We start from the raw sequence: 25186 nt of genomic DNA on the forward strand, positions 1-25186 counted from the left end.
GACCGGTACGGTGCGGGGTGTGAGCGACGACGGTGACCGGCCCGATCCCGGACTGCAGGACGACGGTGACCGCCCCGTCGGTCCGTGGGGTGACAAGGGGTACAACAAGCTGGCTCTGGGTATCGCGATCGGCGTGGTCATCGGCGCGAGCATCGGGACGGCGCTGGGGAATCCCGCCGTGGGCATCGGGATCGGCCTGGCCCTGGGCATCGCCTTCGCCATGGCCTTCGGCTACGGGGCCGGGAAGGATGACGACGCCGACTGACGCCGGCGCCGCCGTCCCGACCTGGGTGAGAGCCTGGGGAGAACGCTGCGGGCGGCAGGTGAGGTGGTTGCTCCCCAGGCTCGATCGAAGCTTAACTTAGCGTAGGTAAATTTAGAAGATTCAATTCTGCGACCGTGATCACTCGTCGCCGTGTCTGATTCGACCGACCATCAATGTAGTGTTTGCTGATGTGAAGTTTCGGAGGTCGGGGGCGAAGGCGAGGGTGCCGTGATTCTCGACAGCCCGTGGACCGAACTCGCCGGCGTCAGCAGGCCCGACATCAGCGCGTGGAAATGGGTGGTCATCGTCGCTGCCATGCTGCTGCTCAGCGTGCCGATCATGGTGTGGAAGGAGCGGTGGCGCGTCGCGTGGCGGTGGTCGAAGTCGGTGCTCTTCTTCGTCGGATTCTTGTGCATCGCCATCCCGGTGGTCGCCGGCGGCGCGGGCGTGATCATCGGCGATACCTACGCGAAGGCAGACGTCGACGACGTTGTGGCCCAGGTGCTCTCCGTGCATCCATACTCGGTGGCACGCGCGACCGCGATCGTCGTTGGACCGTCCGAGAACGCGGCTGGATCCGTCCTCGACGTTCCGTACCAGGGTGAGGGGATCGACTACTGGATCGACTTCACGGGCGTGACGCGACTCGGCGACGTCGTCCCGTGCCGTTCGACGTTGTCGGTGCGCCGTGACAACGCGCCCAGAGGGAAGTCCGCGCCGGTCTTCGCGCGCATGGTGGGGGCCTGTGGGCGCGGCACACCTCCGCTGACCGTCGAACGGACATAGGAACTAGGACGTCAAGCGGACCGTCGACAGGAACCACGAAAGCCCCCTCCGAAGTGGAGGGGGCTTTCGTATTGTGCGCCATCAGGGACTCGAACCCCGAACCCGCTGATTAAGAGTCAGCTGCTCTGCCAATTGAGCTAATGGCGCGTGCTCGCTCGCTGCGTGCTGGAATACATTAGCAAGACGTGGAGCGAAACGTGAAATCGGCTGGTCAGGGTCGGTTTCTGAGCTAACGAGCCGTCACTGGAAGGCGCTCTGCCCGGTGAGCTTCTGCCCCAGGATCAGGGTGTGCATCTCGACGGTGCCCTCGTACGTCAGCACGCTCTCCAGGTTGTTCGCGTGCCGGATCACGGGGTACTCCAGCGAGATGCCGTTCGCGCCCAGGATCGTGCGGGCGGTGCGACAGATGTCGATCGCCTCGCGCACGTTGTTCAGCTTGCCCAGGGACACCTGCTCGGGCCGCAGTGCCCCGGCGTCCTTGAGGCGGCCCAGGTGTACCGCCAGCAGCACGCCCTTGGTGTACTCCAGGGTCATGTCGGCGAGCTTCTGCTGGGTCAACTGGAAGCCGCCGATCGGGCGGCCGAACTGCTCGCGCTCCACCGCGTAGCGCTGTGCGCACTCGAGCGCCGTCCGCGCGGCACCCATGGCGCCCCACACGATGCCGTACCGCGCCTCGCTCAGGCACGACAGCGGGCCGCGCAGCCCGCGGACCTCCGGGAAGGCAGACGAGTCGGGGACGCGCACACCGTCGAGCACCAGTTCGGCGGTGACGGAGGCCCGCAGCGACATCTTGTGTTCGATGGTGTTCGCGGCGAACCCCACGGTGTCGGTGGGGACGGCGAAGCCGCGGACGCCCTCGTCGGTCTGCGCCCAGATCACGGCGACGTCGGCCAGGGAGCCGTTGGTGATCCACATCTTCCGGCCGTCGAGGATCCAGTCCGCGCCGTCGCGACGCGCCCGGGTGCGCATGTTGGCGGGGTCGGAGCCGTGGTCGGGTTCGGTCAGGCCGAAGCAGCCGATCAGCTCGCCGGCGGCCATGCCGGGCAGCCAGCGCTGCTTCTCCTCCTCGCTCGCCCACTTCCAGATCGCGTACATCGCGAGCGAACCCTGCACCGAAACCATGGAGCGCAGGCCCGAGTCGCAGGCCTCCAGCTCGAGGCAGGCCACCCCGTACTCGGTGGCGGTCGTTCCGGCGCAACCGTATCCGTCGAGGTGCATGCCGAGCAGGCCGAGCGCGCCCAGCTTCCGCATCAATCCTCGGGGGTCGTCGAGTTCGCCGCGCTCGAACCAGTCGGCGACGTACGGCTCCACCTCACGGGCGGTCAGCGCACGAACGGAATCGGCGATCGCGCGTTCCTGGTCGGTGAACAGGCCGCTCAGGCCCGCCAGCTCATCGGGATGTGTGGTCATGGTGCCTCCTCGGCGCCACCCTAGCCGGGCGTGGTGGCAGCGGGGCGGAATGTCGTGCTTAGCTGGGCGCATGACCCTTCCCGGAACCCCCGCGCCCGCGGGCGCCGCAGAAGTGCTGAGGCAGCCGGCTCATCAGGTCTCGCCCCGCGCGAAGACGTGGTGGACCGTGCGTGCCGCGATCCGCTGGGCGATCGTGATCCCGCTGGTCACGGTGGTGCTCGCGGTGATCCCGGACGTGCCCTGGTACGCCGCCGTCGCGGCCTTCTTCGTCCTGGCCGCGGCAGCTGCGGCGCACCTGATCGTGATGCCGCGCTTCCGCTACGCCTTCCACCGCTGGGAGATCAACCAGGTCGCGGTGTACTCGCAGGCGGGGTGGCTGACCCGCACCCGCGTCCTGATCCCGATCTCGCGCGTGCAGGTGATCGACACCGTCGCCGGGCCACTGGAGCGCTCCTTCGGGCTGTCGACGGTCACCGTCACCACGGCCTCGTCGGCCGGCACGGTGCGCATCTCGGGCCTGCCCACGGAGACCGCGCAGGCGATCGCCGCCGGCCTCACCGTCAGCGCCGCGGAGGACACCGATGACGCGACCTGACCAGGAGGCGGCTCCGGTCGCCGACGACGGCTGGAACCGGCTCTCGCCGTGGGGCATCGGCACCCGCGTCATCAAGGCCGTCCCGTCGCTCATTCCCGCCCTCATCGGCGTCTTCTTCCTCGGCCGCGCCGCGGGTCCGGTGTTCTTCGTGATCGCCGGCGTCGCGATCAGCGTGCTGGTGGGCCTGCTGCCGTGGCTCACCACCCGCTGGCGCGTCACCGAAGACCAGCTGGAGCTGCGGCACGGACTGGTGCGCAAGGTCTCCGCGACCGCCCGGCGTGACCGGATCCGCAGCGTCGACGTCACGGCCGGGCCGATCGAGCGCGCGCTCAAGCTGCGCAAGGTGGTGGTCGGTACCGGCGTCGGCGGCAAGGAGTCCGCGCTCGAGCTCGACCCGATCCCCGCTGACGTCGCCGAGCAGCTCGGCCGGGACCTCCTGCGCCGCACCGCCGCACCGTCGGCCACGGAGACGCCCGGTGAGGACGGTACCGAGGCGGTGCCCACGCTCGCTGCGCCCGAGGAGGAGCTCGCCCGCCTGCGGCCGGAGTGGATCCGGTTCGCCCCGTTCTCCCTGACCGGGTTCGCGGTCGTCGCCGCCGGCGCGGGCATCGGTTTCCGCGTCGTCGACGAGGCGGGCCTGCGCGAGCGCGGCTCCGAGATCGCCGAGTCGTGGTTCGTGAAGATCCTCGACCTCGGTGCGGCCGTGGTGATCCCGGCCGCCGTGGTGCTGGTGATCGTGGTCTCGATCCTGGTCTCGGTGCTCGCCTACGTGCTCGCGTTCTGGGGCTTCCGCCTGGTCCGCCGCTCCGACGGTGCGCTGCACACCAGCCGGGGCCTCATCTCGACGGTGGCGGCGACGATCGAGCGCAAGCGGGTGCGGGGAGTGCAGCTGCACGAGCCCGTCCTGATGCGCCTGCCCGGCGGCGCGAAGCTCCGCGCGATCGCGACGGGCACGGATCGCAATCCCACCCTGCTGCCGCCCGCGCCGCGCGCCGAGGCGGTCCAGGTGGCCGACGAGATCCTGGGACGTCCCGGGGTGGTTGAGACGCCTCTGACGGCCCACGGCCCAGTGGCCCTGCGCCGGCGCTACACCCGCGCGGTGCTGGGCGCGTTCGTGCCGGTGGTCGTCCTGGTGGCGCTCGGCGTCGTCGCGCCCGGCGCGTGGAAGGTGCTGCCCCTTGTGGGCGCGGTCCTGGTGGCGGCGCTGTCCGCAGCCCTCGCCCGGCTGCGCTACGCGAACCTCGGCACCGTCATCACCGGCGACGCCGTGGTGCTCGGGGCGGGCACCGTCGCGCGCACCCGCACCGCCCTCGAGTTCGACGGGGTGACGGGTTTCGGCACTCGCGAGACCTTCTTCCAGCGTCGCGCCGGCGTCGCGACCCTCACCGTCGCGACGGCCGCGGGGGCCTTCGGCGCCGTCGATGTCACGCCCGAACGCGCGGCGGACGTCGCGCGCACCGTCCACCCCGAGATCGTGACGGGCTTCCTCGTCAGCGAGGCGTGAGCCGGAACAGCTTGATCGTGCGGCCGCCCGCCCACTCGATGTAGTCGTCGTAGGCGGGCCAGACGGCGACGATGCTGGGCCACAGGCGTTTCCGGTCCGATTCGGAGACCCGGCGCGCTCGCACCGGGATGCGTCGGGTGCCCAGGAGCACCTCGGCGTCCGGCGTCGCCTCGAGGTTGTACGACCACGCGGGGTGGTGCTTCTGGCCGAAGTTGGAGGCGATCACCACGAAGTCCTCGCCGTCCCGCACGTAGAGCAGCGGGACGGCGCGGGCGACGCCGCTGCGCCGCCCGACCGTGGTCAGCGTGAGCTGGGGGAGCAGCGCCTCGGGGATGAGGTGGACGGAGCCGCGGCTGATCCGGGTCACGGCCTTGTCGAGCGGCACCGTGGCCCGCACCATCCGCGACACCGCACGGTGCCGCCCGAGCTGCAGGAAGCGTGACTTGAGGTCGTCGACGACGGTCATGGCGGCAGTGTATGCAATGACGCCCGCCGCCGGGCCCCGATCAGTTGGTCGCGAGCCGCACGCCGCCCGCGGCACGGAGCGCCGCGTTCAGCGAGTAGTACTGGGTGAGCTGCTGCGTGACCTTGCCGGAGTCGCGGTCGGTCAGGGTGACCGCGTCGGTGATGATGCCGATCGCGGCGTTGTCCGTGGTGCGGATCAGCGGCCCGCCGCTGTCGCCCTGCGTGGTCACGATGTCGGCGACGACCCAGTCGCCCAGAACCTTCGTCACCTTGCCGCAGCGGCGCCCGTTCACGGAGCCCAGCTGGCACACGGGATCGCCCACGCGTGCGGTGCCCACGGATCGCGGTGCCATCCCCGGTGCCGATGCGAGGAGCTTCACCTGCGGGTCGGTCAGCCGGAACGTCGCCCAGTCGGGGCCGAACGGGTCGACGGGGGAGTAGTGCCCCGGACGGTTCGGGTCCTCCTTGACCTCGGGGGCCTTCGACTGCACGACCTCACCGACGATCCACTTCTTGACGCCCACGGGCTGCTGCGGCGCGCCGCAGTGCCCCGCGGTCACGCCGAGGCGCTCTCCGTCCGGGGCGGTCACCGCGAAGCCCATGGTGCACTGCAGCGACTCGAACCGGCCGCCGCCCAGGGAACGCTGCAGGATGTCGATGCGCTCGCCCGGTGCCACCGACTTCGGAGCGGGGGTCTGCGTGGGCGCCGGGGTGGGCGCGCTCGGCTTCGCGGGGGTTGACGGTGCGCCCGGCTTCGGCGTCGCGGTCGGCTTGGCCGGAGTGTTCGGAGCGCCGGGCTTCGGCGACGGCGACGGGGTCGTCGGCGCGCCCGTCGCGAGCGCGGGGGTCAGGAGTGCTCCCGACACCAGCAAGGTGACCACCCCGATCGTTCCGCGTCGCAGTGCCGCACCGATGCGCGTCCCGTCGGTCAAGGTCGAACCCTCCTAGGGTGTGGGTCGTGGTGATCGAGGAGCGCTCGGAAAGCGCCGCAGAAAATCGTCGCCGAGCCTACCATTCCGCTTGACTGGCTCGAGTGAGATCAGTTTGCCGAAATAGGATTTCGCCGACGACATAGATCATGCACGAACAGCGAATTTCGGTTCCTGCACCTGAGGAGACCCCCTAGTGTCTGACCAGACCTATCAGACGATCGCGGTAACCCTGTACTTCGCCGCAATGTTGTACATCGGTTGGAGTGCGTACCGGAAGACGCGTGACAACCTCGATGACTACATGCTGGCGGGACGCGGCCTCAAACCGTGGGTCGCCGCGCTCAGCGCGGGCGCGTCGGACATGTCGGGGTGGCTCCTGATGGGCCTGCCCGGTGCCGTCTACGCCAAGGGGCTCGTCGAGTCGTGGATCGCGATCGGCCTGACGATCGGCGCCTGGCTGAACTGGAAGTTCGTCGCGCCGCGCCTGCGCTCGTACACCGAGGTCGCGGGCAACTCGATCACGATCCCGAGCTTCCTCGAACACCGCCTGCGAGACAGCTCGCGGTCGCTGCGCATCGTGTGCGGCCTCATCATCCTGGTCTTCTTCACGTTCTACGTCTCGAGCGGCATGGTCGCCGCCGGCAAGTTCTTCGACAGCACCTTCGGGGTGCAGTACATCCACGGCATGCTCATCGTCGCCGTGGTGACGATGGTCTACACGCTGTTCGGCGGCTTCCTCGGCGCCACCCTCACCGATGTCGCTCAGGGCCTGCTCATGCTCGCCGCCCTGATCGCCGTCCCCATCGTCGCGCTCATCGAGGTGGGCGGGCCGGCGGTCACCATCGACACCGTGAACTCCGTGAACCCGACCTTCTTCAGCCTGTTCGCGGGCGGCACCGCCCTCGGCATCATCTCGGCAGCCGCGTGGGGCCTCGGCTACTTCGGCCAGCCCCACATCATCGTGCGGTTCATGGCGCTGCGCTCGCCGCAGGAGGCCTCCACCGCCCGCCGCTTCGGCATCAGCTGGATGGTCGCGACCGCGCTGGGCGCCATCTCCACCGCGTTCATCGGCATCGCGTACTTCGCGCTGCATCCCGAGAAGGCGCCGAAGGACCCCGAGACCGTCTTCCTCGTGCTCGCGCAGATCCTGTTCCACCCGTTCGTCGCGGGCCTCGTCCTGGCGGCCGTGCTCGCCGCGATCATGTCGACGGTGTCCTCGCAGCTCGTCGTGTGCTCGTCGGCGCTGGTCGAGGACCTGTTCAAGATCTTCGCCGAGAAGTCGGGCCGCGACACGGAGATCAGCGACAAGACGTACGTGCGCCTCGGCCGGCTCGGCGTGCTCATCGTTGCGGTGATCGCCGTGCTGCTCGCGATCGATCCGTCCGACAGCATCCTCGAGCTCGTCGGCTTCGCCTGGGCCGGCTTCGGCTCGTCCTTCGGCCCCGTCGTCATCCTCGCGCTGTTCTGGCGCAAGCTCACCGCCCCGGGCGCCCTGGCGGGCCTCATCGTGGGCGCGGTCGTAGCCTTCGTCTGGGGCCAGTGGCCGCCGTTCGAGCTGTACGAGATCGTCCCCGGCTTCCTCGCGAACCTCGTGGTCGCGGTCGGTGTCAGCCTCGCGACCTACAAGCCCGACGGTGCCGTCGACGCCGAGTTCGACGAGGCCGCTCGCCTCGCGGAGAAGCAGCCCGCGTAGCTCACGCGGCGGTCTCGCACAGGGACTGCGCCATCGCCTCCCACGCGAATCGGACGTCGTTGTCCACGTGCCCGAATTGGGTGAGCATCGCTGAGCACGCCCCGCCGGCGTCGTACAGCTCGATGGCGGATACGGCGCCCGCGGGGCCGGTGGAGCGCACCACGGCGCAACCGTCCACCCGGGCCAGGTCGATGTCCACCGCCGCGTCCGCGAATCCGGTGAGGAGGCGCGGCCCTTCTCGCAGGGCCGCGTGGATCTCGCCGCGGCAAGCCTGCGCGACACCCTCGGAGACGACGGCGAAGTCGGTCGGCAAGCCGCTGTCGCAGAGGTACTCGAAGATGCGGGGGATCCAGTCGGGGGCGATCTGGCGGTACCGATCCGGGCCCGCGGCACAGAGCGTCCGCAGTCGCTCGCGGCCGCCGGTGAGGATCGGGTCGATCAGAGCCGCGGTGCCGACCCCGCTCGGTCCTGCGGTGTCCGTCACTGCGCCGAACAGCATCTCGCGATGCGGGTCGGACGGTGCCAGGTGACCGAGCGCCCGCACGATCATCCGGTCCGGATCGGCGGTCACGAAGGCCCGGTGCAGGGCTGCGCCCCGCCGGTCGGTGAGTCCGACCATGCTGGCGTCCGCGGGCCCGCCGGGGCTGTCGTCGTCGGTGACGGCGCCCACCACCCGCTCCGGCGCGATCCGGAGCACGATCCTTCCCGCCGTCACGGTGAAGTCCTCGCCGTAGCAGGTCGGTCGGGTGTAGCTGCCTTCGTGCGCGAGCACGGCCACCATCGATTCCGTCACTGCCACGGCCGAGTCGAGCATCGGGAAGGCACCTGCGATCTCCGTCGCCGAGGCACCGTCGACCGTGACGCAGCCGCGCGAGCGCTGCAGGGGGCATCGGCCCCGGTCGCGTCCGCACCCGGGGCAGGGCCGGGGCCGCATCAGTAGACGTCCCGCACGTAGCGCTTCTCCCGCTTGAGCGTCGCGACGTACTCGTCGGCGTCCTCGGAACCGCGCCCGCGCTGCGAGGCGATCACCTCGCGCAGCGCCCGGTCCACGTCCTTGGCCATGCGCGAGGCGTCGCCGCACACGTAGAAGTGGCCGCCGTCCTCGAGCCAGGCGTACAGCTCCCGCGCCGCCTCGAGCATCCGGGTCTGCACGTAGATCTTCTCCGCCTGGTCCCGGGAGAAGGCCAGGTCGAGGCGGTGCAGCACACCCTGTTCGGTGAATTCGGCGAGCTCATCGGCGTAGATGTAGTCGCTCGCCCGGTGCTGGTCGCCGAACAGCAACCAGTTCGTGCCGGTCGCCGCGGACGCCGCGCGTTCGTGCAGGAACGCCCGGAACGGCGCGATGCCCGTGCCGGGCCCCACCATGATCATCGGCCGGTCGGGATCCGACGGGACGCGGAAGGCCGCGTTGGGCTGCAGCGAGATCCCGGCGGAGTCCTTCTCGAGGCACCGGTCGGCGAGGAAGGTCGAGCACACGCCCTGGTGTTCGCGTCCCGTCTCCGCGCCGTGCCGCACCGCCGCCACGGTCAGGTGGATGCGGTCGGGGCTGGCCAGCGGGCTCGACGAGATCGAATACGCCCGAGGTTGTAGGGGGCGCAGCAGGTCTGGGAGCTCCGCGGGATCGATGCGGGCACCGTCGCACCCGTGCAGCAGGTCGAGCACGTCCCGCCCCCAGAGCCACGCGTCCAGCGTCTCCCGCTCTCCGCGCGCCAGGACCGCGGCCAGCTCGGACTCGGGGGCGCGCTCGGCGAGCGTCTTGAGCAGGTCCTTCGACGGCGTGGAGATCTCCCAGTCGGTCGTCATCCGCGCCGCGAGCGGCGCGCCGTCGACGTCGGTGTCCGGGGTGGCGCCGAGTGCCCCGAGTACGGCGTCGACGAGGGCGGGCGCGTTGCGGGGCATCACGTTCAGAGCGTCGCCGGCCGCGTACTCGATCCCACTGTCGGCGAGGTCGAACTCGACGTGCCGGATCTCCTTGGCGCTCCCCGGTCCGGAGAGCAGACGGTTCGCCACGAGGCGGGAAGGGAAGGGGTTCTTCTTGTTCCATCGCGACTTCGGCTTCGACGGTGCCGCCGGTGCGGCTGCGGCGGGGACCGCAGCGGCGTCGGCGGGATCCAGGTGATCGGCGACCGCCCGCAGCCGGGCGACCACCTCGGCGAGCCACGCCGACGCGGGCTCCTCGAAGTCCACGTCGCAGTCCACCCGCGGGGCGAGGCGCGTGGCGCCGAGCTGCTCGAGCCGGGTGTCGAGGACCTGGCCGGCGCGGCAGAAGTCCTCGTAACCGCTGTCGCCGAGCGCGAGAACGGAGAACTGGAGGTGCTCCAGTCGGGCGGCGGTGTCGGCGGAGAGCGCCTCCCAGAACAGTTCCGCGTTGTCGGGCATCTCGCCCTCGCCGTAGGTCGACGTGATCACCAGTAGGTGCGAGGCGGCCGCCAGCCGGTCCGGGGCGGCGTCGTCGAGCGCGGCGAGGTCCGCGCCCAACCCGCTCTCCCGCAGGAGCCCGACCAACCGCTCCGCGAGCTCCTCGCAGTTGCCGGTCTGCGTCCCGTAGAGGACCGTCGCGTGCAGTGTGGCGACGCCCGGAGCGTCCGACCCTTGCGCCTGCGACGCGGCCAGGCCGGCGAGGAATCCCGACAGCCACGCACGCTGGTCGCCGGTGAAGACGTCGATGAGAGCGGATGAATCCGCCTCCGGGAGGACGTAGGTGGGGGCGCTCATGCCAGGGTCTCCTTCGCGAATCGCACCAGGTCGGGCATCGCTCCCTCGACCAGCATGGCGTTGACCGCGGCCCCGTCGAGCGCGGCGGCGTTGCGCGCACGGTGGTGCAGGATCCAGCCGTACGTGCCGGGGGCGTCCATGCTCAGCACGTTCCGCTCCTCGAGCGACGTGGTGTAGTCGCCGAGGCGCTTGGTGGCGATCAGTGCCGCGAGTTCCGCGTCCCCGAAGGTGTCGAGGCGGGCGCGCAGGTACTTGGTGAGTCGCTGGCGGACCGCGAAGTCCTCGGTGAGCACCAAGTTCCGGGCGCGCGCGGACACGCGCGGGTCGTCGTGCCCGGTCGCGCCCGGAACGCGTTCGGCGGCCACCTCCTGCGCCAGCGACAGGACCGTGAACGACGAGAGCAGCGAGAAGGCCTGCGGGGAGCGGGTGTCGCCGAACCTCGGCGCTGTGCCGCCGCCGACGGGTGTGCCCGTCCGCAGCGAGCGCTTGAATTCCCGCAGACGGTCCGCCGCGACCGATCCGGCGAGCTCGTCGAGCAATTCCTTGCGACCGTGGGCGGCCCAGATGTGATCGGCGTCCTGGTAGTGCATGAGGGCGAGGGGAGTGCCGACCGCGATGTGTTCGCGGGTGGTCGCCCACTCCGCGAGCAGGCGGGCTGCGAGTGCGGATCCGGTCGCGTCCGCGTGCCACGCGAGCATCGTGCGCACCGCGACCTCGTGGAAGGGCGGGGTGTGCGGGCCCACGAGCGGTGCGACGTGCAGCGAGGAACTCGCGGCGTCGGCGGCCCGGCCCTCGGGGTCGTACTGGTAGACGAAACCGCCACTCATGCCGTTGCCCAGGCCCTTGCCGAAGCCGCCCAGGTTGAGTACGGCGCCGCCGGTCATGTACTCGCAGCAGTACTCGCCGACCCCCTCGACGACGGCAGTGGCGCCCGAGTTCCGCACGGCGAAGCGGTCGCCCGCCTCGCCCTGCACGAAGGTGCGGCCGCCCGTCGCGCCGAAGAGTGCGAAGTTGCCGATCAGGACATTGGCTCCGGCATCGGCTCCGCCGCCACCGGGGGAGCGGACCACGACGCGGCCGCCGCACTGGCTCTTCGCGACGCCGTCGTTGGCGGTTCCGGTGTGCTGCAAGTCCATCCCGTCGGTGCAGAAGACGCCGAAGGACTGCCCGGCGCTACCGTGCGACCGGACGACGACGGCCCCGTCGGCGAGGAAGCGGCGGCCGCGCTCGTCGGTGAGCACCGCGGGGTGCCCCTCGGGCACCGGCACGCCGGTGAAGGCCCCGCGCTGGTCCGCCGCGGGGTGGTTGAGAAGGCGTTCCAGGTCGATGGAGAGCTGGCCGCCCACCGACTTGTTCGGATTCGCCAGCGCCACGCCGTCGATCACGATCGACTCGGCATTCCCGCCGAACAGGCGGTCGCGGACCTCGGTCAGGAGGCGGTCGTCCACCGCGTAGTCCTTCTCGAGGTACACGGGATCATCGACGGTCCGCGGCGCGGGCGCGTGCAGCATCGCGCGCACGTCGAGGTGCCCGACCGCCGCGGGGTGCTCCAGCAGCTGCAGGAGATCGGTGCGCCCGCGCGCTTCGCGCAGCGAGCGGAGGCCGAGACGCGCGAGGAGCGTGCGGACGTCGTGCGCGATGTTCAGCAGGTACTGCGCGAGTGCGCGCGGGTCCCCGTCGAAGACCTCCGGGTTCGTGGTGAGTCCGGCCGGGCACTTGAGGTTGCAGTTCTTGGCCATGACGCACTTGAGCATCATGAGCGCGGTGGTGCCGAACTCGAACGAGTCGCCCCCGAGCAGTGCGGACACCACTACGTCGCCGCCAGTCTGATGTGCGCCGGAGCACCGCAGGGTCACCTTGTCGCGCAGGCCGTTCGCGACCAGCGCCTGATGCACCTCCGCCACGCCGATCTCCGCGGAGCGTCCCGCGTACTTGAGGCTGGTCACCGCCGCCGCGCCGGTCCCGCCGGTGTTGCCGGCCACGTTGATCACGTCGGCGCCGGCCTTCGCGACGCCGACCGCGATCGTCCCGATCCCCTCGGAGGAGACGAGTTTGACGATCACCCGCACGCGCGCCGCCTTGCAGTCGTGGATGAGCTGCGCCAGGTCCTCGATCGAGTAGGTGTCGTGATGCGGTGGGGGAGAGATCAGTTCGATGCCGGGGGTGCCGCCGCGGGCCGCCGCGATGTCGACGGTGACCTTCGGCCCCGGCAACTGCCCGCCCTCGCCGGGCTTGGCGCCCTGGCCGATCTTGATCTCGAGCTCCTCGAGCATCGGATCCGCGAGGTACCCGGACCAGATGCCGAACCGGCCCGACGCGAACTGCTTGATCCGCGAGCCGCGGATCGTGCCGTACCGCGTGCGGTGCTCGCCGCCCTCGCCGCAGTTCGACATGCCCCCGACCATGTTGGTGCCGTGGGCCACGGCCTCGTGCGCGGTGGCGACGAGGGCGCCGTGGCTCATCGCGCCGGAGGCCAGTGTGCGGGTGATCTCGTGTGCGGGCTGCACATCGTCGACGGGCAGGGAGCGCGGCGCCGCGCACAGCAGCGTCAGGTAGGTGTGCGCCCGTCCGGTGGCGGCGATCAGGGCGCCGGTCGTGGGACCCGCCTCGACCTCCACCTCGTCGGCGAACAGCTCGCGGAGGAACTGCGCGAACCCGGCGTAGGCGGTGTCCGCCTGGTGCTCCGGGGTGTCGGTCAGGCGGACGATGAACCGGCCGTCCGGCGCGGTGTCGACGGTCAGGCCGCGGGTGGGCAGGCTCGCGTTGCCCTCCAACGAGAATCGCGCCAGCTCGCGATGGAACTCCTGCGCCGTCGTGAGCATCGTGACGTCCGCGGGCAGCGCGAGCACGTCGCGCAGCGCGGACGGGCGGCGCTCCCGCTCGACCAGGGTGGCGGCGAGGAATTCGCGGTAGCCGTCGGTGATCTCGAATCCGTCGATCTGGCGCGGCAGCAGCGCCTTGAAGCCGCTGTTGCGGTACGCGGCGTCGTCGAGCCCGAAGGCGTCGTCGAGGCGGGAGAGCGTGAGCAGGCGCAGCGAGGTGGAGCCGATGCCGTCGGGCCCGGTCAGGGCCAGGGGCTCCTCGGCCATCCGGGTGAAGCCGCGGACGGCGTTGATGCCGTACGAGTGCCCGGCACCGTCGGAGCGCTCCTTGAACAGGCCCAGCAGCGGCACGTCGCGCTCGTCCACCACGGAGGCCGCCCGCTCGTGCCAGTCGGAGTTCGCCTCTGCGATCCGCGCGAAGCCGACGCCGCCGACGGGCGCGTCCAGGTGCGGGAAGTAGCGGGCGAGCACCGGATCCCGGGTGTCGAGGTAGTTGGGCTCGAAGAACTGGCCGCCGATGTACGACTCCGCCGTGCACAGGCCCACGCGGCCCATCGTCTTGGCGAGCGACTTCTCCGCGGCCTTGCGGAAGCGGTCGAAGGCGCGGTCGGTATCGGTGAGTTCGCCGGCGGGGGCGGCGTCCGCGGGGAACCGTTCCTCCGCCCGGAGGCGCGCGGAGAGCGAGTAGACCGCGGACGCCCCGAAGCCGAGAGCCGACGCGATGTGGTGCGACGACGGCAGCTGGCCGCTCTCGGCGACGAGGGAGAGGCGCAGGCGCAGGCCGGTCTCGGTGAGCCGGACGTCCACGGCGGCGAGGGCGAGCAGGAGGGGGAGCGGCGCGGACGTCGTCGAGACGCCGCGGTCGGTGAGCACGGCGATGCCGCCGCCGTCGCGGGCGAAGGCTTCGACCTCGTCGCACAGCTGCTCGACCGCCGCGAGGACGGCGTCGGCGTTGGCCGCCGCAACGTCGGTGTCGGGGCGGTACAGCAGGTCGAAGTGCCGGACCGGTGTCGCCTGCTGGTCGCGCAGCTTCACCATGTCGAGGTGACTCAGGATCGGCGAGTCGATGACGATCTGTGGATCGGCGTGGCCGTGCTCGGCATTGCCCAGCGCCACCCGCATCGTCATCGCTTCGGCCTCCCGGATGGAGTCCAGCGGCGGATTCGTCACCTGCGCGAAGCGCTGCGAGAAGTACTTGGCCATGCCGCCCTCGTGGTCCGAGAGCGCGTTGATCGCGTTGCCGTAGCCCATGGCGGAGATCCGCTCCGCGCCGTCGGCGAGCATCGGGTCGAGGAGGAACCGGAAGCTCTCCTGGTTGAGCGAGTAGGCGACGTAGCGGCCGTGCAGGCTGAGATCGCCGGGGTAGCCCAGGGTTCCGGTGTCGCGCCGGATGGGCGGTGGCGCGATGTCGGCGAGGTTCACCCGGGCGGCGCCGAGGAGTTCGGCGTAGTCGCGGCGCGCGGCCAGCAGATCGAGTGCCTCGCGGGTACGCCGTACCCGGCCGTCGCCGGCCCGGTGGTCCACGTAGAGCATGCCGCCGGCCTCGATGCGGCCGCGGTGGATCACCGTGTCCGCGGGGAAGGGAACCTGCCCCGCTTCCGAGGCGACGACGACGTACTCCGCCGTTTCGACGGTGCGCAGCGGGCGGAGGCCGAGCCGATCCAGGCGCGCGCCGACCACGTCGCCGTCGGAGAAGATGAGCGCGGCGGGCCCGTCGTTCTTCTCCTCGCTCAGTGAGAAGTACTCGAGCATGTCCCGGACCGGTTGCGGCACTGCGCCGTCGTTCTCCCACGCCGGCGGCATGAGCGAGACGACCGCCTCGACCAGGCCCAGGCCGTCGTCGACGACCCTGCTCTGCAACGACTGGTCGAGCCGGCTCGAGTCCGACTGGCCGGGCGGACGGACGATGGTGCGCGCTTTGGCCCGGGCGACGGCATCGTCGGCCAGGCGGTTCTTGCGGTCCGTGTTGAGCTCGCCGTTGTGCGCCATCAGTCGGAACGGCTGAGCCATCGAGGGATGCGGCTCGGTGTTGGTGGAGAACCGCGTGTGGAAGTACAAGGTGCACACGGAATGTCGTGGGTCCGCGAGGTCGGTGAAGTAGCGGATCACCTCGTCGGCGTTGAGTCGCCCTTTGAGCGTCTGCGTGCGGATGCTCAGCGACAGCGGGTACAGACCGGCGAGATCCGGGGTGCCGTAGGCGATCTGCTCGATCGCGAGGAGGGCCGCGTTCGCGGCGCGGTCCACGTCGATCCGCGGCATGCCCGGCGGCGCGGTGAACACCCACTGCGTGATGGGGAGCTGGTGGGGGAGCGCGGCGGGGCGGACAGCGGTGGGATCGACGGGGACGTCGCGCTCGGTGATCACCTCGAAGCCGTGGTCGGCGAGGGTCGCGCGGACGAGGGCTCGCGCGGTCGGCCCCTGCTCCGGGGCGGAGGGCAGGAAGAGGTTGGCGACACCGAACCGGCCGCGCTGTAGCTCGCGACCCGTGATCGCGCGGAAGAACTCCACGGACAGGTCGACGTTGACGCCGGCCCCGTCGCCCACGCCCTCCGCGGACATGCCGCCGCGGTGGGGGATGGCGCACAGCGCGTGCTCGCCGTAGGCGATCACGTCGTGATGCTGGGTGCCGTCCTTGCGGGTGATGAAGCCGACGCCGCAGGCGCTCGACTCCCGGGTGGGGTCGTACAGACCGGTGCGTGGTTCGTTCAACGGATCACTCTCACTCGGGGCGCGGTACCTGAAGTGAGAATGGTAAGGCTAACCTTATGGATCCGCTATGTGGGGTCGGTCACTCCGGAATCTCGATTGCCCCGGGACGGCGCGCGCCGCAGACTGCGGGGATGGACCCCGTCGAGCTGCTCACCGATCGCCTCACGCTCCGTCGCCCCGTGGTCGCCGATGTGCCGGCGATCGCGGCGGCGTGCACGGATCCGTGGATCCAGCGGTACGTGCCCGTCCCGTCGCCGTACACGGAGGCTGATGCGCGCGAGTTCGTGGCGACGGCGGCGCGGGAGTGGGAGTCGGACGAGTCGTACGCCTTCGCAGTGCATGCGGGCGGCGCCCTCGCGGGCATGGCGCAGCTCACCCGCAAGGGGACCGGGCTCGTCGAGCTGGGGTTCTGGGCGGCGCCCGGGCAGCGTCGCCGCGGCTACACCGTGGAAGCGTCACATCGGCGGTGCCAGTGGGGTTTCGACACGCTCGGCATTCACCGCATCGACTGGTGGGCGGTGGTGGGCAACGACGGGTCACGGTCGGTGGCGGAGTCGATCGGCTTCGTCGTCGAGGGGACGTTGCGGCAGCGGGCGATGCTCCACGGCGAGCCTCAGGACTGGTGGGTCGGCGGGCTGCTCTCTCGGCCGGCCTGACGAACGACGAAGGCCGGTCGATCGGCATTTCTGCTGATCAACCGGCCTTCACCGTTGGGGTGGATGACGGGACTCGAACCCGCGACAGCCAGAATCACAATCTGGTGCTCTACCAACTGAACTACACCCACCAGGTGCCTGGGATCGCCAGGCTCGAAGAACTTTACCCGACGGTTCCGGCGGAATCCAATCGGTATGGTCTCCACCCCGTCGAGCGCGGTGACCTGCGTATTCAGGCCGGACCGAGCTCCTCGACCGCCGCGGTGATCTGCTCGGTCGACGGCCCGGGGGCCGGCACGAACGCGGTGCTGCGGTAGTACTTGAGCTCGCGGATCGACTCGCGGATGTCCGCGAGTGCGCGATGTGCGAGGCCCTTGTCGGGCTGGCCGAAGTAGATCCGCGGGTACCAGCGGCGGCACAGTTCCTTGATCGAGCTGACGTCCACCATCCGGTAGTGCAGGAAGCCGTCGAGCTCCGGCATCTCCTTGGCGATGAACCGGCGATCGGTGGCGATCGAGTTGCCCGCCAACGGCACCGCGCCGGCCTCGATGTGCTCGCGCAGGTAGGCGAGCACGGCCTCCTCGGCCTCGCGCACGGTCACCGTCGACGCCCGTACCTCCTCCGTCAGGCCCGACCTGGCGTGCATCTCCTGCACGACGGGTGGCATGGCGGCGAGCGCGGCGTCGTCCGCGTGGATCACCAGGTCCACGCCTTCGCCGAGGATGTTCAGGTCGCCGTCTGTCACCAGGGCGGCGATCTCGATGAGTCGGTCGGAGGTCAGGTCGAGGCCGGTCATCTCACAATCGACCCACACGAGTTTGTCGTCCACGCCGATCAGCGTAGCCAACGGCGTCAGGTGCCGGACCGGAGTGAAGAGCGAGGGTAGCCTGGCCTCATGAATCCAGTCGGATCGGTGCCGGAGCTCGAGAATGCTGTCGGGAAGCCCGTCTCGGCGATGATGCTCAAGACGATCGACCACCTCGACGAGCACTGCCGGACGATCCTCGCGCTCTCCACGGCCGCCGTGCTCGGCTACGTCGACCGCGGCGGAGTGCAGCGCACCACGCTCCTCGGCGGCGCGCCCGGCTTCGCGTCGGTGATCTCGCCGACGGGACTCGACGTGGACGTCCCGGAGGACGCCGCGCCGGGCGGGGCCTCGCTCCTCGTCCTCGTCCCCGGTTGGCGCGAGACGTTGCGCGTCAACGGCACCGTCGGCGATGCCGGTTTCCGGGTGCTCGAGGCCTACCTGCACTGCGGGAAGGCGGTGATCCGCTCCGGGCTGTGGCAGCCGGCACCGCCCGGCGCGGCCGCCGCGGAGGCCGACACCGCCACCGTCGGACCGGACGCGGCTGCGTTCCTCGCCGCCGCCCCGTTCGCGGTGATCAGCTCCCGCGACGAGGACGGACGGGCCGACAGCAGCCCCCGTGGCGACCCCGCCGGCGACCTGCGCGTGCTCGGGCCCACCACCGTCGCGATCGCCGACCGCCCGGGCAACAAGCGCACCGACACCCTGCACAACATCGTGAGCCACCCCGACATCGCGCTGCTCGCCCTCGTCCCCGGCGACGGTCGGACCCTGGAACTGACCGGGACCGCCACGATCAGCACCGATCCGGAGCTGCGGGAGCAACTCGCCGAACGGGGGAAGGCGCCGAAGGCCGTCATCGTCGTCGAGGTCTCGCGTGCGCGTCTCGCCCGGAGCGAGGGGATCGCCGCCGCCGCCCTGTGGGACACCGGCAGGCACGTGCAACCGGCGGCGCTCCCGCGCCCGTCCGCGGTGTGGACCGACCACGTCAAGCGCAACACGACGGGCGGCGTCGGCGCGCGCGTCCTGCGCGCCGTCGCGAACGAACGCGTCATGCGGGCCGGTATCGACCTCGACTACCGCCAGAACCTCTATTGACCCAGGTCTCACGCTAGGGTTTGCACCGTGACTGACAACGCGAACTCCCCGGCGCAGACGATCGCCGCCGGCTACGAATTCTCGGGGCCCGCCCTGGAGCTCGGGACCGTCCTCGTGGACGGCACCGTCGACCCGTCGGCCAAGGTGCGCATCCCGCTGGCCATGATGAACCGCCACGGCCTCGTCGCCGGCGCCACCGGCACCGGCAAGACGAAGACCCTGCAGCTCATCGTCGAGCAGCTGTCGGCCAACGGCGTGCCCGTCGTGCTCGCCGACATCAAGGGCGACCTCGCCGGTCTGTCCAAGCCCGGCGAGGCGAACGACAAGACCGCGTCGCGCGCCACCGACACCGGCGACGACTGGAAGCCCGCCAACGTGCCCACGGAGTTCGTCTCCCTCGGCACCGAAGGCGTCGGGATCCCGATCCGCGCCACCATCTCCTCGTTCGGCCCGATCCTGCTGTCCAAGGTGCTCGGCCTCAACGCGACGCAGGAGTCGACGCTCGGGCTGATCTTCCACTGGGCCGATCAGAACCAGCTCGAGCTGCTGGACCTCAAGGACCTGCGCTCGGTGATCCAGTACCTCACCTCCGCCGAGGGCAAGGCCGATCTCGAGGGCATCGGCGGTGTCAGCAAGCAGACCGCCGGCGTGATCCTGCGCGCCCTCGTCAACCTCGAGGCCGAAGGCGGCGACACCTTCTTCGGCGAGCCCGAGATCGACATGGGCGACCTGCTGCGCACCGCGGGCGGCCAGGGCGTGGTCACCCTGTTCGAGCTCGGCGACCAGGCCGCGCGACCCACGCTCTTCTCCACTTTCCTCATGTGGGTCCTCGCCGACCTGTTCCAGTACCTGCCCGAGGCGGGCGACCTCGACAAGCCGAAGCTCGTCTTCATCTTCGACGAGGCGCACCTGCTGTTCGCGGATGCCAGCAAGGCGTTCAAGGACCAGGTCGAGCAGACGGTCAAGCTGATCCGCTCGAAGGGCGTGGGCGTCTTCTTCTGCTCGCAGCTGCCCACCGACATCCCGAATCCCGTGCTCAGCCAGCTCGGTGCGCGCATCCAGCACGCGCTGCGCGCCTTCACGCCGGAGGATCAGGCCGCGCTGAGCAAGACGGTCAAGACCTACCCGACCTCGCCGGCCTACAAGCTCGACGAGGCCCTCACCAGCCTCGGCATCGGCGAGGCGATCGTCACCGTCCTCTCCGACAAGGGCGCCCCGACGCCCGTCGCGTGGACGCGCCTGCGGGCCCCGCGCTCGCTGATGTCCGCGATCGGCGACGATGCCGTCCGCTCGGCCGCGCAGGCCTCGCCGCTGTGGGGCAAGTACGCGCAGACCGTCGACAACCTCTCGGCCTTCGAGAAGCTGTCGCAGAACGCGCAGCAGGCGCAGCAGGAGAACGCGCCCGCCGAGCAGGCGCCGCCGCCCCCGCCCGCGCCCAAGAAGGAGGAGGAAGAGTCCGGCTGGGTCTCCGACGTGATGAGCAACCCGGCCGTGAAGTCGTTCCTCCGGTCCGCGGCCTCCAGCGCCGGTCGTGAGCTGTCGCGCAGCATCTTCGGCACCAAGCGTCGCCGCTGAGCGAGCACGACGGACGAAAGTCCGGTCATCGGTCCCCACGATCGTGGGATCCGATGACCGGACTTCGTCGTTCGAGCCGTGTTCGGGCCGATGCGGCCCGGGCGATCAGTTGCCCGCGAGCTTCTTGTACATCTCGCCGACGATGGGCGCCATGATGGCGCGCGGGGTGTAGTGGCCCGCCATGGACATGCCCTTGGAAAGCAGGCCCGGCACGACGCGCATCTTGTTCTTCTCCAGCGCGTCCAGGGTCACGCGGGCGGTGTACTCGGTGTTGACCCAGAGGAACTCGGGCACGACCTTCTCGACGGTGGAGCGATCCTCGGGGTCGGGGAGCTCGGTGCGCACCGGGCCGGGCGCGAGCAGGGTGACGTGCACGCCGGTCTTCTTCAGCTCGCCGCGCAGTGACTCGGAGAAGGTGTTGGCGAAGGCCTTCGAGGCCGCGTACGTGGCGTTGTTCGGGATCGGCATGTTGCCCGCCGCCGAGCCGGTGATCATGATGCCGCCGTTGCCGCGCTTCACCATCTGCGGCAGGACCGCCAGGGTGAGGTCGTGGACGGCGTTCGCGTTGAGCTCCAGCTGCGCGCGCTCGTAGTCGAAGTCCAGGTCGATCACGCGGCCGAAGGTCGCGGTGCCGGCGTTGTTGCAGAGGATGGAGATCTCTCGGGAGGCGAGCTCCTCGCAGAGCACGGCGCGCGCGGCGTGGTCGGAGAGGTCGACGCCGCGGACCTCGGCCTCGACGCCGAACTCGGCGCGCAGCTTCGCGGCCAGCTCCTCCATGGGGCCGGTGCTGCGGGCGACGAGGATGACCGAGTGGCCGCGGCGGGCGAGCTCCGTGGCGAGGGCGACACCGATGCCGGAGGAGCCGCCGGTGACGACGGCGCGGGCGGACTGATGGGGTGCGGGTACTGGCATGGGTCAGATCGTACGGGAGGGCACGCACGGGTCGACATCGCGAAGATCGCACTGTGACCGCCCCGATCGCGGAGTGCCCTCGGCCGATTTCGCGCACCCTGGACCTGCGGTGATGCGTTTCGAGTGGCGCCCACGGCGCACTGCTATTAGGTTAGCCTCGCCATTGTCACGAGCTGAAGGTGGAAGACATGAACCGCTGGGCCCCGTACTACCTGTCCGCACTCCGGATCGTGACAGGCGTGCTGTTCGCGCTCCACGGCGCCGCGACCTTCTGGGGCTTCCTCGACGGTCGCCGGTCGAGCCCCGACGTCTTCGCCTGGCCGAGTTGGTGGGGCGCCGCGATCCAGCTCGTGGGCGGCCTCCTCATCGCCGCCGGCGCCCTGACCCGGCCCGCGGCAGTCATCGCGTCGGGCTCGATGGCGTACGCCTATTTCGCCTTCCACGCCGGCGATGGGCTCTCCCCGCTGGCGAACGACGGCGAGCTCTCGGTCCTCTATTGCTGGGTGCTCTTGCTCTTCGCGTTCACCGGCGCCGGGCCGGTCAGCGTCGACGCCGTGATCGGCCGCCTGCGGGCCGGGGATCAAGCTGAGGGAAAGGCCCCGTCTGATCGCGCGGACGAGAAGGATGCGGCAGAGTCGGCGGTATGACCGCAGACATCCCCGAAGCCGCCCGTGCACTCCTCGATCAGGCTCTCGTCGTCGACCTGGCGACGGTCCGCCCGGACGGCGGCCCGCAGGTCAACCCGATGTGGTTCCTCTTCGAGGACGGGCTGATCTGGTTCACGCACACCGACTTCCGGCAGAAGTTCCGAAACCTCCAGCATGAGCCGCGGGTGGCGATCTCGATCCTGCCGGAGGGGAATCCCTACGGCTACCTGGAGATCCGGGGCGAGCTCGACCGCATCGAGCCCGACCCCACCGGCTCCCTCTACACCCGTTTGGCCGAGCGCTACGGCCAGGGCTCGGTCGTGCCGCCGGATGCGGCGGATCGCGTCAAGATCGCGATCCGCCCCACCCGGTTCAGTGGCAACGCGCTCCAGGGCTAGAGCGAGGCCGCGAGCTCGGTGCCCTGGCGGATCGCCCTCTTCGCATCGAGCTCGGCGGCCAGTGCGGCACCGCCGATCACGTGCGCCTTCACGCCGCGGTCGGCGAGCGCCTCGTCGAGGTCCCGCACCGACTCCTGGCCGGTGCACAGGATCACCGTCTCCACGTCGAGCACTCGGGCGTCCTTGCGCTCCTCGCCGAAGGTGATGTGCAGGCCCGCATCGTCGACCTTCTCGTAGTTCACACCGCGCAGCTGCTCGACGCCCTTCATCTTCACCGTCGCGCGGTGCACCCAGCCGGTCGTCTTGCCGAGGCCGATGCCCTGCGGCGTGCTCTTGCGCTGCAGCATATAGACCTTCGACCGGGTCGACGGTGCCGGGGCCGGCTTGGTGATGAAGCCGGGCACGTCGCCCTGGCGGGTGACGCCCCACTCGGCATTCCACTCGTCGAGGTGCAGGGTGGGGGACTTGTCGGTGGTGACGAACTCGGCCACGTCGAAGCCGATGCCGCCGGCGCCCATGATGGCCACGGTGTCGCCGATCTCCTTGGTGCCGCTGATCGCCTCGGCGTAGGTGATGACCTTCGGGTGATCGACGCCCGGAAAGGACGGGACGCGCGGCACGACGCCGGTCGCGATGATGACCTCGTCGAACTTGCCGGCCAGGTCGTCGACGGTGGCCTCGGTGTTGAGGTGCACCGTCACCTGGTTCCGGTCGAGCATCGTGCTGAAGTACCGGATGGTCTCGTTGAACTCCTCCTTGCCGGGGATCTTCGCGGCGTAGCCGAACTGGCCGCCGATATGATCGCTCGCCTCGAAGAGCTCCACCTTGTGGCCGCACTCGGCGGCGCTCACGGCCGCGGAGAGCCCGGCCGGGCCGGCGCCGACGACGGCGACCCGCTTGGCCGAACGGGTCGGCGCCAGCACCAGCTCGGTCTCGCGGCCCGCCCGCGGGTTCACGAGGCAGGACACCTTCTTGTGCACGAAGGCGTGGTCGAGGCAGGCCTGGTTGCAGCCGATGCAGGTGTTGATCTCCTCGGCGCGCTCGTCGCGCGCCTTGTTGGCCCACTCCGGGTCGGCGAGGAGCGGGCGTGCGACCTGCACGAGTTGCGCGTCGCCGCGCTCGAGGAGCTCCTCGGCCGTGGCGGGCATGTTGATGCGGTTCGCGGCGCAGACGGGAATGTTCACGGCGCGGGTCACGTCGGCGGTGAACGCGGCGAACGCGGCGCGCGGCACCGAGGTCACGATCGTGGGCACGCGGGCCTCGTGCCAGCCGATGTCGGTGTTGAGGATGTCGACGCCGGCGGCCTCGAGCTTGTGCGCCAGCGACAGGATCTCGTCGCGGGTCTGGCCCTCCTCGACGAAGTCCGCCATCGAGAGGCGGAACACGACGATGAAGTTCTTGCCGCAGCGCTTGCGGATCTCCCGCACGATCTCGACGGGGAACCGCTGCCGGTTCTCGGCGGAGCCGCCCCACTTGTCGGTGCGCTTGTTGGTGCGTGCCGCGAGGAACTGGTTGATGAGGTAGCCCTCGCCGCCCATCACCTCGACGCCGTCATAGCCGGCCTTCTGCGCGGTGCGCGCCGCGTTGCCGAAGTCGCGGATGGTCTTGCGCACCTCGAAGTCCGACATGGCGCGGGGCTTGAACGGGTTGATCGGCGCCTTGATCGCGCTGGCCGAGGCGCTGAGCGGGTTGTACGAGTAGCGGCCGGCGTGCAGCAACTGCATCGCGATCTTGCCGCCCTCCTTGTGCACCGCGTCGGTCACCTTCTTGTGCAGGATCGCGTCGAGCGGGCTGGACATCTTCGCGCCGGCGGGCAACAGCCAGCCGGTGATGTTGGGGGAGTAGCCGCCGGTGATGATGAGGCCGACGCCGCCCTTGGCGCGCGCCGCGAAGTACGCGGCGAGCTTGCCGAGGTCCCACGGCAGGTCCTCGAGGCCGGTGTGCATGGAGCCCATCACGACGCGGTTCTTGAGCGTGGTGTGACCGAGGTCGAGGGGCTCGAAGAGGTGGGGGTACTTGGCTGACATGGGCTGATCCTTCTCCGCTGCTGCAGGGACTGGGGGCTGATGAGGGCTGGTTCAGGGGGTGAGGGCGGCGAGCACTTCGTCGAGCCAGTCGACGGTGCCCTGCTCGGAGTACACGCCTCCGCGCAGCACGAGATGCTGCTGCAGGTCCGTACCGGTGAGTGCCGCGGGCGCGGGGTAGTCGCGGGCCTCGAGGGTGCGGAACAGGTCCGCCCGCTCGGCGTGCAGGTCGCGCACGCGCCGGACCTCGACCATCAGGTCCGGCAGGTCCGCCGGTGCCGCCCCGCGGATCTTGGTGGCCAGCTCGCGCCGGTCCGTGGCGTCCTTGCCGGGCGTGCGGATCCACTCCGAGAGCGTCTTCCGGCCGGTGTCGGTGATCGAGTAGACCTTCTTGTCCGGCTTGCCGTCCTGCGCCTGTTCGACGTAGGTCACGAGGCCGTGCTCGGTCATCCGCGCCAGCGTCTTGTAGATCTGCTGGTGCGAGGCGCGCCACCAGTGCCCGATCGAGCGGTCGAAGCGCCGGGTGAGCTGGTACCCGGTGCCCGAGCGCTCGCTCAGGGAGACGAGCAGTGCGTGTTCGAGGGCCACGCCCGCGACGCTACCGCGAGGATCTCAAGTATGCAACAAGTTGCACTGCGCTTGTATGCACAAGTCCGAGGAAAGCGGCGGTGCCGATAAGATGACCACCGCACCACTGCCTCCGTAGCTCAGTTGGATAGAGCATCGGCCTTCTAATCCGAATGTCGCAGGTTCGATTCCTGCCGGGGGCGCACAGAACCGCGTGGGACCTCGCGTACGCGTACATGATCTGACCTGCAATACCGGGCGAAATGGGGTGTCCACGCGCGGGTGCGCGGCGTTACGATCGGGACTGACGTGGGGGCCTCACAGGAGGTGCTCGGATGAAGCGGACAGTACGAACATTCGCGGTGGCGGCCTGCGCGGTCGCCCTGTTCGGCGGAGGCGGGGCGGGCGCGGCCTCCGCCGATCCCACGCCGGCGCCGCCCCCGGTCGGGTCGACGTGCGGCAAACCCGGCGAGAACAAGGTGATCACCACGATCCGCACCTGCGCGAAGATCAACTCCTCGTGCACGGGCTACGACATGATGATCATCGGCCGCGTCGACAAGTGGGGGCACTGCGTGATCCCCGGCATGAACGGGACCACCTGGTGA

21 protein-coding genes and 3 tRNA genes are annotated in these 25186 nt (G+C 70.3%); 12 read left to right on the plus strand and 12 right to left on the minus strand.

The features are described from left to right. Positions 1-19 precede the first annotated feature (19 nt). Entirely contained in the window at positions 20-265 is a 246-nt protein-coding gene (locus tag BLW32_RS08545) for a glycine zipper domain-containing protein (protein ID WP_102101454.1), read from the plus strand. Between the two features lie 228 nt (positions 266-493). Continuing rightward, the gene (locus tag BLW32_RS08550) at positions 494-1051 is read left to right on the plus strand and encodes a hypothetical protein (RefSeq protein WP_068742632.1); all 558 of its coding nucleotides are present in this window, start codon (positions 494-496) and stop codon (positions 1049-1051) included. Positions 1052-1125: 74 nt separating this feature from the next. On the opposite strand, the gene BLW32_RS08555 is transcribed toward BLW32_RS08550, so the two are convergent. Beyond that, a tRNA-Lys gene (locus tag BLW32_RS08555) sits at positions 1126-1198 on the minus strand. Positions 1199-1291: 93 nt separating this feature from the next. After that, entirely contained in the window at positions 1292-2461 is a 1170-nt protein-coding gene (locus tag BLW32_RS08560; RefSeq protein WP_068742631.1) for an acyl-CoA dehydrogenase family protein, read from the minus strand. A gap of 70 nt (positions 2462-2531) precedes the next feature. Here BLW32_RS08560 and BLW32_RS08565 point away from each other — a divergent pair, with 70 nt between their 5' ends. Together BLW32_RS08565 and BLW32_RS08570 are read left to right on the plus strand one after the other, a co-directional pair. Further along, positions 2532-3056 (plus strand): PH domain-containing protein, encoded by a 525-nt coding sequence (locus BLW32_RS08565; RefSeq protein ID WP_068742630.1) that lies wholly within the window; start codon positions 2532-2534, stop codon positions 3054-3056. Beyond that, a complete protein-coding gene (locus BLW32_RS08570) occupies positions 3043-4560 on the plus strand; it encodes a PH domain-containing protein (protein ID WP_068742629.1) in 1518 nt (505 codons plus the stop codon). Before BLW32_RS08565 ends, BLW32_RS08570 begins: the two co-directional genes overlap by 14 nt. Here the strand turns inward: BLW32_RS08570 and BLW32_RS08575 are convergent. Both BLW32_RS08575 and BLW32_RS28325 read right to left on the minus strand, forming a co-directional pair. Then, entirely contained in the window at positions 4547-5026 is a 480-nt protein-coding gene (locus tag BLW32_RS08575; protein WP_068526386.1) for a nitroreductase family deazaflavin-dependent oxidoreductase, read from the minus strand. The two genes, BLW32_RS08570 and BLW32_RS08575, sit on opposite strands and share 14 nt — an antisense overlap. 40 nt (positions 5027-5066) lie before the next feature. Continuing rightward, positions 5067-5957, minus strand: coding sequence for a peptidase S1 (locus BLW32_RS28325; protein ID WP_139286109.1), 891 nt, complete (start codon positions 5955-5957; stop codon positions 5067-5069). Between the two features lie 193 nt (positions 5958-6150). On the opposite strand from BLW32_RS28325, the gene putP reads away from it, so the two are divergent. Then, positions 6151-7650, plus strand: coding sequence for a sodium/proline symporter PutP (gene putP / locus BLW32_RS08590; RefSeq protein WP_068526389.1), 1500 nt, complete (start codon positions 6151-6153; stop codon positions 7648-7650). A 1-nt stretch (position 7651) separates the two neighbouring features. On the opposite strand, the gene BLW32_RS08595 is transcribed toward putP, so the two are convergent. The 3 genes from BLW32_RS08595 to BLW32_RS08605 all read right to left on the minus strand — a co-directional run bounded on the left by BLW32_RS08595 (position 7652) and on the right by BLW32_RS08605 (position 15896). After that, positions 7652-8464, minus strand: coding sequence for a hypothetical protein (locus BLW32_RS08595; protein WP_139286110.1), 813 nt, complete (start codon positions 8462-8464; stop codon positions 7652-7654). Between the two features lie 119 nt (positions 8465-8583). Beyond that, positions 8584-10365, minus strand: a complete 1782-nt coding sequence (locus BLW32_RS08600) for a sulfite reductase subunit alpha (protein WP_068742625.1) — start codon at positions 10363-10365, stop codon at positions 8584-8586. Beyond that, positions 10362-15896 carry a glutamate synthase-related protein gene (locus BLW32_RS08605; RefSeq protein WP_068742624.1) on the minus strand — a complete coding sequence of 1845 codons (5535 nt, stop codon included), beginning with the start codon at positions 15894-15896 and terminating at the stop codon, positions 10362-10364. The genes BLW32_RS08600 and BLW32_RS08605 overlap by 4 nt, the downstream gene beginning before the upstream one ends. A 131-nt stretch (positions 15897-16027) precedes the next feature. Between BLW32_RS08605 and BLW32_RS08610 the strand changes: the two genes are divergently transcribed. After that, a complete protein-coding gene (locus BLW32_RS08610; protein WP_068742623.1) occupies positions 16028-16552 on the plus strand; it encodes a GNAT family N-acetyltransferase in 525 nt (174 codons plus the stop codon). Positions 16553-16607: 55 nt separating this feature from the next. On the opposite strand, the gene BLW32_RS08615 is transcribed toward BLW32_RS08610, so the two are convergent. Together BLW32_RS08615 and orn are read right to left on the minus strand one after the other, a co-directional pair. Next, a tRNA-His gene (locus tag BLW32_RS08615) sits at positions 16608-16683 on the minus strand. Between the two features lie 101 nt (positions 16684-16784). Then, the gene (gene orn / locus BLW32_RS08620; protein ID WP_068526394.1) at positions 16785-17381 is read right to left on the minus strand and encodes an oligoribonuclease; all 597 of its coding nucleotides are present in this window, start codon (positions 17379-17381) and stop codon (positions 16785-16787) included. 66 nt (positions 17382-17447) lie between these two features. On the opposite strand from orn, the gene BLW32_RS08625 reads away from it, so the two are divergent. Next, complete coding sequence (locus BLW32_RS08625) at positions 17448-18455, plus strand: pyridoxamine 5'-phosphate oxidase family protein (RefSeq protein WP_074850454.1); 1008 nt, start codon at positions 17448-17450, stop codon at positions 18453-18455. 27 nt (positions 18456-18482) lie between these two features. Further along, positions 18483-20030 (plus strand): helicase HerA-like domain-containing protein, encoded by a 1548-nt coding sequence (locus BLW32_RS08630; RefSeq protein WP_068742621.1) that lies wholly within the window; start codon positions 18483-18485, stop codon positions 20028-20030. A gap of 105 nt (positions 20031-20135) precedes the next feature. Here the strand turns inward: BLW32_RS08630 and cmrA are convergent, their stop codons facing one another. Continuing rightward, positions 20136-20942 carry a mycolate reductase gene (gene cmrA, locus BLW32_RS08635; RefSeq protein ID WP_068742620.1) on the minus strand — a complete coding sequence of 269 codons (807 nt, stop codon included), beginning with the start codon at positions 20940-20942 and terminating at the stop codon, positions 20136-20138. Between the two features lie 188 nt (positions 20943-21130). Between cmrA and BLW32_RS08640 the strand changes: the two genes are divergently transcribed. Next, a complete protein-coding gene (locus BLW32_RS08640) occupies positions 21131-21589 on the plus strand; it encodes a DoxX family protein (protein ID WP_068526398.1) in 459 nt (152 codons plus the stop codon). After that, the gene (locus tag BLW32_RS08645) at positions 21586-21987 is read left to right on the plus strand and encodes a PPOX class F420-dependent oxidoreductase (RefSeq protein ID WP_068526399.1); all 402 of its coding nucleotides are present in this window, start codon (positions 21586-21588) and stop codon (positions 21985-21987) included. Before BLW32_RS08640 ends, BLW32_RS08645 begins: the two co-directional genes overlap by 4 nt. Here BLW32_RS08645 and BLW32_RS08650 read toward each other — a convergent pair. Both BLW32_RS08650 and BLW32_RS08655 read right to left on the minus strand, forming a co-directional pair. Then, entirely contained in the window at positions 21984-24014 is a 2031-nt protein-coding gene (locus BLW32_RS08650) for an NADPH-dependent 2,4-dienoyl-CoA reductase (protein WP_068742619.1), read from the minus strand. The two genes, BLW32_RS08645 and BLW32_RS08650, sit on opposite strands and share 4 nt — an antisense overlap. Before the next feature lie 51 nt (positions 24015-24065). Further along, on the minus strand, positions 24066-24599 hold the full coding sequence (locus BLW32_RS08655; RefSeq protein WP_068742618.1) for a PadR family transcriptional regulator: 534 nt from the start codon (positions 24597-24599) through the stop codon (positions 24066-24068). A 108-nt stretch (positions 24600-24707) separates the two neighbouring features. Between BLW32_RS08655 and BLW32_RS08660 the strand changes: the two genes are divergently transcribed. Next, positions 24708-24781: transfer RNA gene (locus tag BLW32_RS08660), tRNA-Arg, on the plus strand. 132 nt (positions 24782-24913) lie between these two features. Continuing rightward, positions 24914-25186 (plus strand): hypothetical protein, encoded by a 273-nt coding sequence (locus BLW32_RS08665; RefSeq protein ID WP_068742617.1) that lies wholly within the window; start codon positions 24914-24916, stop codon positions 25184-25186.

Source organism: Tsukamurella tyrosinosolvens, from assembly GCF_900104775.1.
Taxonomy (GTDB): domain Bacteria; phylum Actinomycetota; class Actinomycetes; order Mycobacteriales; family Mycobacteriaceae; genus Tsukamurella; species Tsukamurella tyrosinosolvens.

What these genes read in the sequence shown, in the direction of transcription:
- BLW32_RS08560 (WP_068742631.1), bottom strand. Translation starts at nt 2,461, where the DNA reads ATGACCACACATCCCGATGAGCTGGCGGGCCTGAGCGGCCTGTTCACC.
- BLW32_RS08565 (WP_068742630.1), top strand. Translation starts at nt 2,532, where the DNA reads ATGACCCTTCCCGGAACCCCCGCGCCCGCGGGCGCCGCAGAAGTGCTG.
- BLW32_RS08570 (WP_068742629.1), top strand. Translation starts at nt 3,043, where the DNA reads ATGACGCGACCTGACCAGGAGGCGGCTCCGGTCGCCGACGACGGCTGG.
- BLW32_RS08575 (WP_068526386.1), bottom strand. Translation starts at nt 5,026, where the DNA reads ATGACCGTCGTCGACGACCTCAAGTCACGCTTCCTGCAGCTCGGGCGG.
- BLW32_RS08595 (WP_139286110.1), bottom strand. Translation starts at nt 8,464, where the DNA reads ATGCTCGACTCGGCCGTGGCAGTGACGGAATCGATGGTGGCCGTGCTC.
- BLW32_RS08600 (WP_068742625.1), bottom strand. Translation starts at nt 10,365, where the DNA reads ATGAGCGCCCCCACCTACGTCCTCCCGGAGGCGGATTCATCCGCTCTC.
- BLW32_RS08610 (WP_068742623.1), top strand. Translation starts at nt 16,028, where the DNA reads ATGGACCCCGTCGAGCTGCTCACCGATCGCCTCACGCTCCGTCGCCCC.
- BLW32_RS08625 (WP_074850454.1), top strand. Translation starts at nt 17,448, where the DNA reads ATGAATCCAGTCGGATCGGTGCCGGAGCTCGAGAATGCTGTCGGGAAG.
- cmrA (WP_068742620.1), bottom strand. Translation starts at nt 20,942, where the DNA reads ATGCCAGTACCCGCACCCCATCAGTCCGCCCGCGCCGTCGTCACCGGC.
- BLW32_RS08640 (WP_068526398.1), top strand. Translation starts at nt 21,131, where the DNA reads ATGAACCGCTGGGCCCCGTACTACCTGTCCGCACTCCGGATCGTGACA.
- BLW32_RS08645 (WP_068526399.1), top strand. Translation starts at nt 21,586, where the DNA reads ATGACCGCAGACATCCCCGAAGCCGCCCGTGCACTCCTCGATCAGGCT.
- BLW32_RS08650 (WP_068742619.1), bottom strand. Translation starts at nt 24,014, where the DNA reads ATGTCAGCCAAGTACCCCCACCTCTTCGAGCCCCTCGACCTCGGTCAC.
- BLW32_RS08665 (WP_068742617.1), top strand. Translation starts at nt 24,914, where the DNA reads ATGAAGCGGACAGTACGAACATTCGCGGTGGCGGCCTGCGCGGTCGCC.